Origin of the sequence: Streptomyces sp. CA-251387, from assembly GCF_050936625.1 — a bacterium.
In the GTDB taxonomy this organism is placed as follows: domain Bacteria; phylum Actinomycetota; class Actinomycetes; order Streptomycetales; family Streptomycetaceae; genus Streptomyces.
Map to the genome: position 1 here is coordinate 537,380 of NZ_JBNJMJ010000001.1, position 11,405 is coordinate 548,784.

The window sequence follows — 11,405 nt, forward strand, 5'->3', positions numbered from 1 at the left end:
TGTGACGGCGCCCGCGCCCGGCCGAGGCCACGGCACGCGGGCGCCGCTCGTCACAGCGCCTGCGACCCGCCGCTGCCCGCGAGGACCTCGGGCCGGAGCAGGTCGGCGAGGGTCTCGGCGGGCAACAGGCCCCTCTCCAGGACGAGTTCGGCCACGCCCCGGCCGCTGGCGAGGGCCTCCTTGGCGATGTCGGTGGCGGCCGTGTAGCCGATGTGCGGGTTGAGGGCGGTGACCAGGCCGATGGAGTTCTCCACGGTCCGGCGCAGCGCCTCGGTGTTGGCGGTGATGCCGTCCACGCAGCGCTCGGCGAGGGTCACACAAGCGGCCCGCAGGTGGGTGATCGACTCCGACAGGGAGTGCAGGATGATCGGCTCGAAGGCGTTGAGCTGGAGCTGTCCGGCCTCGGCCGCCATGGTGATGGCGACGTCGTTGCCGATCACCTCGAAGGCGACCTGGTTGACCACCTCGGGGATCACCGGGTTGACCTTGCCCGGCATGATCGACGAACCGGCCTGCACCGGCGGCAGATTGATCTCACCAAGACCCGCACGCGGCCCCGACGACAGCAGCCGCAGGTCGTTGCAGCTCTTGGACAGCTTGACGGCGATCCGCTTGAGCACGCCGGACATCTGCACGAACGCCCCGCAGTCCTGGGTCGCCTCGACCAGGTTGGCGGCCGTGACCAGCGGCAACCCCGTGATCTCGGAGAGGTGGCGGCGCGCCGACTCGGCATACCCGGCGGGTGCGTTGAGACCGGTACCGATCGCCGTGGCACCCAGGTTGATCTCATGGATCAACTCGACCGCCTCGGCAAGACGGGACCGGTCCTCGTCAATCATGACCGCATACGCCGAGAACTCTTGACCGAGCGTCATCGGCACCGCGTCCTGCAACTGTGTACGGCCCATCTTGAGCACGTCACGGAACTCGACGGCCTTACGGGCGAAGGCGTCCTGCAGGACAAACATCGCCTTGAGCAACCCGCGCACCGCGAACACCGTCGCAATCTTGACCGCGGTCGGATAGACGTCGTTGGTGGACTGGCCGAGGTTGACGTCCTCGTTGGGGTGCAGGTACCGGTACTGCCCCTTGGCGTGGCCCAGCAGCTCCAACGCCCGGTTGGCCACGACCTCGTTGGCGTTCATGTTCGTCGAGGTGCCGGCGCCGCCCTGGATGACGTCGACCACGAACTGGTCGTGCAGCTTGCCGCTACGGATCTCCCGGCAGGCCGCGACGATCGCGGCGGCCTTCTCCGGCGCCAGCAGCCCAAGCTCCTCGTTCGCGAGGGCCGCGGCCTCCTTGACGGCGGCGAGGGCATCGATGAGGTGCGGGTAGGCGGAGATCGGCGTCCCGCTGATGGGGAAGTTCTCCGTGGCGCGCAGGGTGTGGACACCCCAGTACGCCTCGGCGGGGACGTCACGGTCGCCGAGCAGATCGTGTTCGCTACGGGTGACGACGGTCATGAGGGAACGGTTCCTCTTTCGATGCAGGTGAGGGTGAGTGCCCTTTCAGGGGCGCGGGGAACTGCGCGACCAGCCACACACGGCCCGCAGTCGCGAGACGGGATATCCGGCACATGCCTAGGCGCATGCCGAAACAGCAACTGGCTCCAGCGAACGAACGGGCCGCACACACCCGACCTCCTGGCCACCCCCGAGAAGCGCCTCACCCTGGAACTCGGTGAGCAGCCCCGGATCCACCCCGGCCCTGCCCAGAGCCGCGGCGGCAACCGGCACCCGCGCCCGATTGGACCCGTCGGCGATCTTCACGGCGACGGCCCGGCCGTCGGGCAGCGCGGCAACCTGAACGCCTTCGAAACCGTCCTTGGCGAGCAGCCCCGGCACGGCCCGCATCAGCGCGGCCACATCCCGCCCGGCGCCGGACGCCATCTCCGCATGCTCCCGCATGGCGTCGGCGACCCTCGCCTCGGGCGTGCCGGGCGCCGCGGTGGTGATACGGGTGGCGGCGCGGGCGAGCCCGTGCAGGGAAACGGAGAACAACGGCGCCCCGCACCCGTCGACGGTCACCCGCGCGATCCGCTGCCCGGTGAGGTCCTCGACAATCTCGGCGATGGCCTGCTGGAGCGGGTGCCCGGGGTGGAGGTAGTCGTCCAGGGACCAGCCGTTGAGCGCGCAGGTGTACAGCATGGCGGCATGCTTGCCGGAGCAGTTCTGGGCGAGCCGGGAGGGCAGGCGGCCCTCCCGGACCCAGGTGTCCCGGACGACGGGGTCGTACGGCATGTCCGGGACGTTGCGCAGATGGTCCTCGGTGAGCCCAGCGAGTTCGAGGATCCGCCGGGTACCGGCGAGGTGGCGTTCCTCGCCGGAGTGGCTCGCCGCGGTGAGCGAGAGCAGCTCGCCGTCGAGCGGGAGCCCTGCCCGGGCCATGGCGACGGCCTGGACGGGCTTGAGCGCGGAGCGCGGGTAGAAGGCGGCCTCGATGTCACCGAGCTGGAACTGGACCTCGCCGTCGGCGCCGAGGACGACGACGGAGCCGTAGTGGATGCCTTCGATCATTCCGCCGCGTATGAGGTGGGCGACGGGGGCGTGCAGGGGTTCGCGGACAAGGGGTGCGTCCGCTATGGAACTGCTGTACATCACTGCCTGGTTGTCGTGGGTCGATGAGGGGTCGTCGACCGACACGGATCTCACGCGTCGGCCTTGGTGGAGGTGCGCGCGGCACGAGCACGGATGCCGTACCAGCCCGCGACCAGCGCTGCGACGATCAGCGGCAGGCACAGCACGGTGGTGCGGCCGGCGCCTCCGTCGGCGTACATGAGGACCAGGACGGAGGCGAGGAAGGCCAGCGTCACGAGTTCGGTCCAGGGGGAGCCCGGCAGCCGGTAGCCGGGGCGGGTGAGCTCGCCCTTCTGGGTCTTCTGCCAGAAGAGCAGGTGACAGAGCATGATCATGCCCCAGGTGGCGAGGATGCCGATCGCCGCGAAGTTCAGCACGATCTCGAATGCCTCTGCGGGGACTACGAAGTTCAGGCCGACGCCGAGGACGCAGAAGCCGCTGGTGAGCAGGATGCCGCCGTACGGGACCTTGCTGCGGCTCATCACCGAGGTGAACTTCGGGGCGGAGCCGGACATCGCCATGGAGCGCAGGATGCGGCCGGTGGAGTACAGGCCGGAGTTCAGGGAGGACATGGCCGCGGTGAGCACGACCAGGTTCATGATGCCGCCGGCCGCCGGGACGCCGATGTTGGACAGCACGGTGACGAAGGGGCTCTCCCCCGCCTTGTACGAGGACCAGGGCAGCAGCATCGAGAGCAGGACGACGGAGCCGACGTAGAACAGGCCGACGCGCCACATGATCGAGTTGATCGCCTTGGGCATGATCTTCTCGGGGTTCTCGGTCTCACCGGCCGCGACGCCAACCAGTTCGACGGAGGCGTAGGCGAAGACGACGCCCTGGACGATCAGCAGCATCGGCAGCAGGCCGTTCGGGAAGACGCCGCCGTTGTCCGTGATGAGCGACGGACCGGGGGTGTGGCCGTCCACCGGCTGCTGGGTGACCAGCAGGAAGATACCGATGCACATGAAGACGACGAGCGCGCCGACCTTGATGATGGCGAACCAGAACTCCAGTTCGCCGAAGATCTTCACCGAGATCAGGTTCACGGTGAGGACCACGGCCAGGGCTATGAGCGCGATCACCCACTGCGGGATGTCGGAGAACATGCCCCAGTAGTGGGTGTACGTCGCCACCGCGGTGATGTCGGCGATACCGGTGGTGGCCCAGTTGAGGAAGTACATCCAGCCGGCGGTGTACGCGCCCTTCTCGCCCAGGAACTCACGGGCGTACGACACGAAGGCGCCGGAGGACGGCCGGTACAGGACGAGTTCGCCGAGCGCGCGGACGACGAGGAAGGCGAAGATTCCGCAGACCGCGTAGGCGATGAACAGGGACGGGCCGGCGTCGGCGAGACGGCCTCCGGCACCGAGGAACAGGCCGGTGCCGATGGCACCGCCGATGGCGATCATGTTGACGTGCCGGGACTTCAGCGACTTGCTGTAGCCGGCGTCTCCGGCGTCTACGTGACCGGACGAGGGGCGCGTCTCTTCTTTGAGGTGCTGGTCGCTCACGCCTCGGGTCCGCCTTCCGTGGGGCTGTCCGTGCGCGCGGGGCGCACGATGTCGGTGAGGGTCGTCTCGACGCGGTCGAGGTGGTGGGCCATGGCCTCGGTCGCGTCGTGTTCGGAACCGTCGATCAGCGCCTCGACGATCGCCCGGTGCTCGCGGTTGGACTGCTCGCGCCGGCCGCCCAGTTCGTTGAGGAAGGCCGACTGACGCGCCAGTGCGTCGCGGATCTCCTCGATGACCCGGCGGAAGACCGGGTTCTGGGCCGCCTCGGCCACGGCCAGGTGGAAGAGGGTGTCCATCGCGACCCACGCGGTGGTGTCCGTCTCCCGCTCCATCCGGTCCAGCAGATGGGCCAGGTGGTCGAGGTTCTCCGGGGTGCGGCGCAGGGCCGCGTATCCGGCGACCGGGATCTCGACGTGCCGGCGCACTTCGAGCAGGTCGCTGGCCGCGTAGTCGCCGAAGGTGGGGTCCTCGACGGCGTTGGCGACGACGAAGGTGCCCTTGCCGGTCTTGGAGACGGTCAGGCCCATGGTCTGCAGGGCCCTGAGAGCCTCGCGCAGCACGGGGCGGCTGATCTCCAGGGTGCGGCAGAGCTCCGCCTCGGAGGGGAGCTTGTCGCCGATGGCGTACTCGCCGCGCTCGATGGCGCCACGGAGGTGTGCCAGCACCGCTTCCATGGCGCTGACGCGTCGCGGAGGCTGACTGGCTGTCCGGCTGTCTGACAGGTTCACGGGAGAGATACTCCGGGTGAGCCGTGGGTGGTGTCAAGGGACCTGAAAGGAAAGATTCATCGGGTGTGAAGCCTGAAAGCACAGTTCACACTCGGACCAGGGCCAGAGCCAGGGTCAGCAGTCGATCAGAGGTCAGCTGTTGAGCACACCCGCACCCAAGAGCCCGAACAGCAGCACTCCGACGACGATCCGGTAGATCACGAAGGCATTGAAGGAGTGCTTGGCGACGAACTTGAGCAGCCAGGCGATGGAGGCGTACGCGACGACGAAGGAGACGGCGGTGCCGACGGCCAGCGGCAGCGCGCCCGTGCCGGTCGTGCCGAGGGCGTCCTTCAGCTCGTAGATACCCGCGCCGGTCAGGGCCGGGATGCCGAGGAAGAAGGACAGGCGGGTGGCGGCGACCCGGTCCAGGTCGAGCATCAGCGCCGTGGACATCGTGGCGCCGGAGCGCGAGAAACCCGGGAAGAGCAGGGCGAGGATCTGGGAGCTGCCGACCAGCATCGCGTCCTTGAACGAGGTGTCGTCCTCCCCGCGCTTGTGCCGCCCCATCTGATCCGCCGCCCACATCACCCCGCTGCCGGCGATCAGCGACCCCGCGACCACCCACAGGGAGGCCAGCGGCCCCTCGATGAGCGGCTTGGCGGCCAGGCCCACGGCGACGATCGGGATCGTCGCGTAGATCACCCACCAGGCGAACTTGTAGTCGTGGTGGTACCGCTCCTCCTTGTCCCGCAGCCCGCGCAGCCACGCGGAGACGATCCGCACGATGTCCTTGAAGAAGTACACGAGCACGGCGGCGATCGCGCCGACCTGGATGACGGCCGAGAACCCGACGACCGCGTCGTCGTCGACGGGGATGCCCATGAGCCCTTCGGCGATCTTCAGATGGCCGGTCGAGGAGACGGGCAGGAACTCGGTCACCCCCTCGACGGCTCCGAGGACGACGGCCTGACCGACGCTGATGGCGCTCATGGGATCCAGTTCCGGGGGTTGGCGGGACAGTGGCGCGCACTGTCCTACCAGCTCCGGGTGTGGGCCCGTGGCGTACGACGCGTGGTCGGGTCGGCTACGACCACACCGCTTGGGCGATCGAGACGCCGAGGAACGCCGCGCCGAGGCCCGCGGTCACGCTGCCCACGATGTTGGCGACGGCATAGAGCCCCGCCCCGGTCTCGGTCAGCCGCAGGGTCTCGTACGAGAAGGTCGAGTACGTGGTCAGCGCCCCGCACAGGCCGGTGCCCAGCAGCAGCTGGAGGTGGGAACTCGCGGCACCGGCGGCCGCCGCGCCGGTGAGGAGGCCGAGGATCAGGCAGCCGGTGACGTTGACCGCGAAGGTGCCCCAGGGGAACACCGAGTCGTGCCGGGGCTGCACCGCGCGGTCGGTGAGGTAGCGAAGGGGGCACCGACCATGGCACCCGCGATCACGAGGAGCCAGTTCACGACGACTTCTTACCCTTCGTGTCCGATGTGCCCGGACTGTCGTCGCGGCCGACGTACCTGATGGCCTCGCAGTCGTCGAGGATCACCAGCCCTTCGGTGACGAGTTCGTCGAGCTGCGGCAGGAAGTCCCGTACGCGTTCCTCGGTGTCGACGATCACGATCGCGACCGGCAGGTCCTCGCTCAGGGACAGCAGCCGGGAGGTGTGGATGAGGGAGGAGGCGCCGAAGCCCTCGACGCCGCGGAAGACGCTGGCGCCCGCGAGTCCGGCCGCGTGGGCGCGGTGCACGATCTCCGCATAGAGGGGCTTGTGGTGCCAGGTGTCGTTCTCGCCGATGAAGACGGTCACGCGCAGGGCGCGCCCGGTCAGCCTCGTCATGGCTGCCTCCATTTCAGGACACGGCGGGTGGTCACCACCGCGAGCCACACCGCCGTCAGCGCCGCGACGAGGGTCGCGGCGAGGTAGGCCAGACCGGTACGCGGATGCCCGCTGTCCACCAGCTTCTGGATGTCGACGGCGTACGTCGAGAAGGTGGTGAAGCCGCCGAGCACGCCGGTCCCGAAGAAGGGGCGGACGAGGCGGTGGGCGGCCCACACGTCGGTGATGACCACCATGAACACGCCGATCACGGCGCAGCCGAGGACATTGGTCCAGAAGGTCGCCCAGGGGAAGCCGCCGGGCTGGGCGGGCCACCACAGGGCCCAGGCATACCGGGCCGTGGCGCCGATCGCTCCGCCGAGTGCGACCACCGCGACGATCGGTGCCTGGGTCCGCCAGGCGTGCCGCCGTGGGGCAGGGGCGGGGGCGCGGAGGGTCTCGGTCTCCGGGGCTGTCATGGTCGTACATCTCCTGACCGGCCCTCGTCACCGCTCCTCGCGTGGTGATCGCGGCCGGTCAACAGCGTACGCCGGGCTCATTTCGGGACGGGCGCCTCGCAGACGGCGATGCCCCGCTCCCAGAGGCTGCCCAGGATCAGTCGGCCGCCGGTTTCGCACACGCTGGTGACCATACGGAATCCCGAGTGGCGGCGGGCCAGGTGGTGGACGAACCGACCGGTGTCGTCGACGGCGAGCACGCCGATCGTGCCCGTCGGGTGGAAGGGGGCGCGCACGGCGACGCGGGCGGCGGTACGGCGTACGGCCGGGGCGGCGCGGTGGAGCAGGTCCAGCGGGGGGACGCGGGGGCCGGCCAGCGCCACCCAGATGGGGCCGTCCGGTGTGCCGCGCCAGAGGTTGTCGGGCATGCCCGGCAGGTTCTCGGCGAAGGGCTCGCTGTGTCCGGCGCGGGGTCCGGCGAGCCAGTAGCGGGTGAGCCGGCGGGCCCCGGTCTCGGCGAGGACCAGGAAGGACTCGTCGGCGCTCGCAGCGAGTCCGTTGGCGAACTGCAGCCCCTCCAGCAGCACCTCGGGGGTCTCGCTGCCGGGGGCGAGGCGCAGCAGGCGGCCCGTTCCGGTGTGCTCGACCAGGTCGCCGATCCACTGGTGAAGGGGGTAGGGGCGGCTGGAGACGGTGAAGCAGATGCTTCCGTCGGACAGGGCGACCACGTTGCTGCAGAACCGCAGGCGCTCCCCCGCCACCGAGTCCGCCAGGACGCGCACGACGCCGTCGTCGAGGCCGACCCGCAGCAGCCCCCGTTCGGCGTCGCAGACCAGCAGGTCTCCGTCCGGGTGGAGTTCGAGGCCGAGCGGGCGGCCGCCAGTCTCGGCGAGCACCTCGACGCGGGCCGCCGACAGCTCCGTCAGGCCGTCGACGCGCAGGATGCGGCCGTCCTCGACGCCGGTCAGCACCCGGCCCCGGGCGTCGGCGACCACGTCCTCCGGGCCACGGCCGCCGATCGCCATGTACCGGCGCGGGACGAGCTCGGTGGGACGGTCCATGAAGCCTCACCTTCGGTGTCGCGAGAGTCGGTCCTGGCAGGCATGCACCCTGGTGCGGGCGTCACGACGACGGGCGCCCGGGTACCCGGACCGGGCCGTGTCATCCGCCCCGGTCCGCGAGGTGTATGCCACGGTTTACGGAGAACGTCCCCTGGCCACTCGGTCAGGCGCGCACAACAGGCGGAGAGAGGGTGGTCGTATGTCACGTCCGCCCCGGTGGCGCGCCGACAGCCGCCCCGGTAGAGGGGCCCGTGACCCACGGCGGTCGCGTTGAACGTCCTGCGCTCCTGGCCACACACGGCATGGCACCGGCTGGGGCTCGCGGAGCTCTACCGGCGTGGCAAGGAGCTGGAGTTGTTGCACCGCGCCATGGGCTTCGCCGCGCTCGCCCTGGTCACGCTGGCTCCGCTGCTGATCGTGGTGGCGGCCGTGGATCCCCTGGCGCGCGGCGGCTTCGCCCTGTGGCTGGTGGACGGCATGGACCTGTCCGGCCGGTCGGCCCGTGCCCTCTCGCAGGTCTTCACTCCGCCTCGCAAGGTGCTCAGCACGACCAGCGCGCTGAGCGTGGCGCTGCTCGCCGTGTTCGGTGTGTCCTTCGCCGCCAGTGTCCAGAACGGCTACGAGCGGATCTGGCGGCTGCCCGCGGGGCCCTGGCACCGGGTGTGGCGGCAGACGGTCTGGCTGATCATGCTCATGGCGTATGTGTACGCGCAGGTGCAGACCCGTACCGTGCTGCAGGGCACGCCCCGCATCCTGCTGAGCATGGCGGTCGGCTTGGTGTTCTTCTGGTGGGGGCCGCACTTCCTGCTCAGCGGTGAGGTGCGCTGGCGCGACCTGCTGCCCGGTGCGATCGCCACCATGGCCGGGCTGGTCGGATTGCGCTTGTTCTCGTACCTGGTGTTCACCCCGCTGCTCGTCACCAACGCGATCAGCTACGGCCCGGTCGGGACCGTCCTGGTGGTGGAGTCCTGGCTGGTCGGCGTGGGGTTCGTGGTCTACGGCGGCGCACTGGTGGGCCGGCTGCTGTGCGAGCTGTTCGAGGACTTCGACGAGCCCACCCGCACGGCCCCGAAGCGGCGGCGCCGCGGGCGAGGGTCGACGGCCGACCGTTCCGCGGACCATGCGCAGCCCGGTGTGCCCGAGTAGACGTACGGCCCGGTCGGACACGACGGGAAACCGGGCCCGTCCGGCGCCCGCAGCGCACACCCGGGGCAACGCCTCTACCAACCCTTCTCGAACATGCGCGCGACCTCGGCGATCCGCACCTCGTCGCGCCGGTAGTAGGTGCGCCGCCTGATGCGCTTGGTGCGCAGCACGCCGATGGCCACCAGGAGCCCGAGGTGGGCCTCGGCGACCTTGCGCGGCACGCCGAGCTTCGCGGCCACGGCGTCCGCGCTGACGCCGTCCTCGACCGGGTCGGCCTGCCGCCGCTTCGGGAAGTGCGCGGCCGGGTCCTTCAGCCATTCCAGGATGTCCAGGCGCCTTGCGCTGACGGGAGTCCTCAGCATCCTGCCCCTCCCTCCGTCGGGCCGCGTCGTCACGCGTCCTCCCACTGTCCCGCAGCCGGAGCCGCCGTGTCCGGGACTCCTGGACCGTTGTCCGGTACCGAACGGCCGTACGGAATAAGGAGGTTCGGCTCTGACGCGCAGGGGCCCGGCCGCACGGGTGCGGCCGGGCCCCTTTGTCACGGGACTCAGCGGTGGCTGAACCACGCCATCGACGACAGGGCCGTGTCGTCGTAGCCGAACAGGGCCTGGTTCTCCCAGCCGTTGCCGGAGGAGGCGTCGGTCGGGTCCCAGCCGTTGCCGGAGACGGCGGTCCAGGTCGCCTCCCAGTAGAAGACGCCGAGGCCCCGGCCGTTCGGGACGGCCTCCACGATGCTCGCCACGTCGTTCATCCACCGGCGCTGACCGGCTGTGTTCGCCGGGTAGCCGGAGACCAGTTCGCCGGTGGTGTTGATGATGTTCTCGTGCGAGTCCTCGCTGTCCAGCCGGAACGGGTAGGCCGTCTCGGCGACGAAGACCGGCTTGCCGTAGCGGGCGGCCGCGTCGTCGAGGGTCGTCTGGAAGTCGTAGAGGGAGCCGTGCCAGTAGCCGTAGTACGACAGGCCGATCGCGTCGAACTTCACGCCGTTCGCGACCGCGCTGTCGAACCACCAGCGGGTGCCGGACAGGTCACCGCCCTTGGCGAGGTGCAGGGCGACCGTGGTGGACGAGTTGACCGCCTTGACCGCGTCGTAGCCCGAGTTGAGCAGACCGGCGAGCTGCGACCAGTTGTCCGTGGAACCCTCGGACCACAGCACGCCGCCGTTGAGCTCATTGCCCACCTGGACCATGTCGGCGGTGGTGCCTTGAGCCTTCAACGCGTTCAACACGTCGTACGTGTGGTTGTACACGTCGGTACTGAGTTGACTGTACGAGTGCCCCGCCCAGGCGGCCGGCTTGCCCTGGGCGCCCGGGTCGGCCCAGGTGTCCGAGTAGTGGAGGTCGACCAGCAGCTTCATGCCGGCCGCCTTGATGCGCTTGGCCGTCGCCAGGACACACGTCTTGTTGTTGTAGCCGTCGGCCGGGTTGACCCAGACCTTCAGGCGCGCGTAGTTCATGCCGGCGTTCTTCAGGATGGTGATCGCGTCGCCGGTGGTGCCGGAGCTGGTCTTGTAGACGCCGCCCTTGGCCTCGCTCTTGGCGAGGGAGGAGATGTCGGCACCGTGGATCGACGTGCCGCCCGTACCGGACGCGAACGTCAGGTCGTCAACATTGATCCAGTTGCCCGCGTTCGCGTCACTGTTGATGCTGATCGTGCACTGGTTGGTGGTCACATTGACCGGCACGACGATACGGATCCAGCCGCTCGCGGAGACCGGAAGGTCGGTGCGCTGCTCCGCGCCGCCGCAGTTCTTCAGCGCTATGTACGCCGAGTTCTGGCCACCGCCGGAGCGGACCCAGGCGGTGAGCTTGTAGTTCCCGTTGGTCAGCCCGGACAGGTACTGGTAGGTCTCCACCTTGTACGCCGAGGACGACCAGTGGGTCAGCCGGTAACTCCCGCTGTGGCCGCCGGACTCGGTGAAGGAGGCGGAGTTCTGGCCGGCCGCCGAGTAGGTGGACCAGCCGGACGGCGTGGCGGTGCCGGTGCCGTCGGACTCGAAACCGCCGTTCGTGAGCGTGCTCGCCGCCGTGGCGGTCTGCGCGGGCAGGGCGGTGAGGGCGAGTCCGGCGGCGAGCGGCACCAGCAGGACTCTCAGGGTGCGTCTGGGATGGAACATCGTCGTCCGTCGT

11 protein-coding genes and 1 pseudogene are annotated in these 11,405 nt (G+C 69.7%); 1 reads left to right on the forward strand and 11 read right to left on the reverse strand.

Translation table 11 applies throughout. From position 1 onward, the window contains the following. Window positions 1-50: 50 nt before the first annotated feature. The 9 genes and pseudogenes from aspA to ACQEV2_RS02475 form a co-directional block, all read right to left on the reverse strand. Window positions 51-1,463 carry an aspartate ammonia-lyase gene (aspA, locus tag ACQEV2_RS02435; protein WP_433035991.1) on the reverse strand — a complete coding sequence of 471 codons (1,413 nt, stop codon included), beginning with the start codon at window positions 1,461-1,463 and terminating at the stop codon, window positions 51-53. 117 nt (window positions 1,464-1,580) lie between these two features. After that, window positions 1,581-2,597 carry an asparaginase gene (locus ACQEV2_RS02440; RefSeq protein WP_433054146.1) on the reverse strand — a complete coding sequence of 339 codons (1,017 nt, stop codon included), beginning with the start codon at window positions 2,595-2,597 and terminating at the stop codon, window positions 1,581-1,583. A gap of 50 nt (window positions 2,598-2,647) precedes the next feature. After that, a complete protein-coding gene (locus ACQEV2_RS02445) occupies window positions 2,648-4,087 on the reverse strand; it encodes an amino acid permease (RefSeq protein ID WP_433035994.1) in 1,440 nt (479 codons plus the stop codon). Continuing rightward, window positions 4,084-4,761 carry a FadR/GntR family transcriptional regulator gene (locus tag ACQEV2_RS02450; RefSeq protein WP_433054149.1) on the reverse strand — a complete coding sequence of 226 codons (678 nt, stop codon included), beginning with the start codon at window positions 4,759-4,761 and terminating at the stop codon, window positions 4,084-4,086. Before ACQEV2_RS02450 ends, ACQEV2_RS02445 begins: the two co-directional genes overlap by 4 nt. A gap of 186 nt (window positions 4,762-4,947) precedes the next feature. Further along, on the reverse strand, window positions 4,948-5,787 hold the full coding sequence (locus tag ACQEV2_RS02455) for an undecaprenyl-diphosphate phosphatase (RefSeq protein ID WP_433035997.1): 840 nt from the start codon (window positions 5,785-5,787) through the stop codon (window positions 4,948-4,950). 94 nt (window positions 5,788-5,881) lie between these two features. After that, window positions 5,882-6,255, reverse strand: a pseudogene (gene crcB / locus ACQEV2_RS02460) (fluoride efflux transporter CrcB). Beyond that, window positions 6,252-6,632, reverse strand: coding sequence for a DUF190 domain-containing protein (locus tag ACQEV2_RS02465; RefSeq protein WP_433036000.1), 381 nt, complete (start codon window positions 6,630-6,632; stop codon window positions 6,252-6,254). The pseudogene crcB (ACQEV2_RS02460) and the gene ACQEV2_RS02465 overlap by 4 nt, the downstream one beginning before the upstream one ends. After that, window positions 6,629-7,090, reverse strand: a complete 462-nt coding sequence (gene crcB / locus ACQEV2_RS02470) for a fluoride efflux transporter CrcB (protein WP_433036002.1) — start codon at window positions 7,088-7,090, stop codon at window positions 6,629-6,631. The genes ACQEV2_RS02465 and crcB (ACQEV2_RS02470) overlap by 4 nt, the downstream gene beginning before the upstream one ends. A 77-nt stretch (window positions 7,091-7,167) precedes the next feature. Beyond that, window positions 7,168-8,130, reverse strand: a complete 963-nt coding sequence (locus ACQEV2_RS02475; protein ID WP_433036005.1) for an SMP-30/gluconolactonase/LRE family protein — start codon at window positions 8,128-8,130, stop codon at window positions 7,168-7,170. Between the two features lie 270 nt (window positions 8,131-8,400). On the opposite strand from ACQEV2_RS02475, the gene ACQEV2_RS02480 reads away from it, so the two are divergent. Then, window positions 8,401-9,276: a ribonuclease BN gene (locus ACQEV2_RS02480; RefSeq protein WP_433036008.1), complete on the forward strand. Its 876-nt coding sequence runs from the start codon at window positions 8,401-8,403 to the stop codon at window positions 9,274-9,276. Window positions 9,277-9,350: 74 nt separating this feature from the next. Here the strand turns inward: ACQEV2_RS02480 and ACQEV2_RS02485 are convergent, their stop codons facing one another. Both ACQEV2_RS02485 and ACQEV2_RS02490 read right to left on the reverse strand, forming a co-directional pair. Then, entirely contained in the window at window positions 9,351-9,638 is a 288-nt protein-coding gene (locus ACQEV2_RS02485; RefSeq protein ID WP_433036011.1) for an ArsR family transcriptional regulator, read from the reverse strand. Between the two features lie 185 nt (window positions 9,639-9,823). After that, window positions 9,824-11,392 carry a glycoside hydrolase family 53 protein gene (locus ACQEV2_RS02490; RefSeq protein WP_433036014.1) on the reverse strand — a complete coding sequence of 523 codons (1,569 nt, stop codon included), beginning with the start codon at window positions 11,390-11,392 and terminating at the stop codon, window positions 9,824-9,826. Window positions 11,393-11,405 lie beyond the last annotated feature (13 nt).

Coding starts and splice junctions, on each gene's coding strand:
- ACQEV2_RS02475 (WP_433036005.1), bottom strand. CDS start 8,130: ATGGACCGTCCCACCGAGCTCGTCCCGCGCCGGTACATGGCGATCGGC.
- ACQEV2_RS02440 (WP_433054146.1), bottom strand. CDS start 2,597: ATGTACAGCAGTTCCATAGCGGACGCACCCCTTGTCCGCGAACCCCTG.
- crcB (WP_433036002.1), bottom strand. CDS start 7,090: ATGACAGCCCCGGAGACCGAGACCCTCCGCGCCCCCGCCCCTGCCCCA.
- ACQEV2_RS02485 (WP_433036011.1), bottom strand. CDS start 9,638: ATGCTGAGGACTCCCGTCAGCGCAAGGCGCCTGGACATCCTGGAATGG.
- aspA (WP_433035991.1), bottom strand. CDS start 1,463: ATGACCGTCGTCACCCGTAGCGAACACGATCTGCTCGGCGACCGTGAC.
- ACQEV2_RS02465 (WP_433036000.1), bottom strand. CDS start 6,632: ATGACGAGGCTGACCGGGCGCGCCCTGCGCGTGACCGTCTTCATCGGC.
- ACQEV2_RS02490 (WP_433036014.1), bottom strand. CDS start 11,392: ATGTTCCATCCCAGACGCACCCTGAGAGTCCTGCTGGTGCCGCTCGCC.
- ACQEV2_RS02455 (WP_433035997.1), bottom strand. CDS start 5,787: ATGAGCGCCATCAGCGTCGGTCAGGCCGTCGTCCTCGGAGCCGTCGAG.
- ACQEV2_RS02450 (WP_433054149.1), bottom strand. CDS start 4,761: ATGGAAGCGGTGCTGGCACACCTCCGTGGCGCCATCGAGCGCGGCGAG.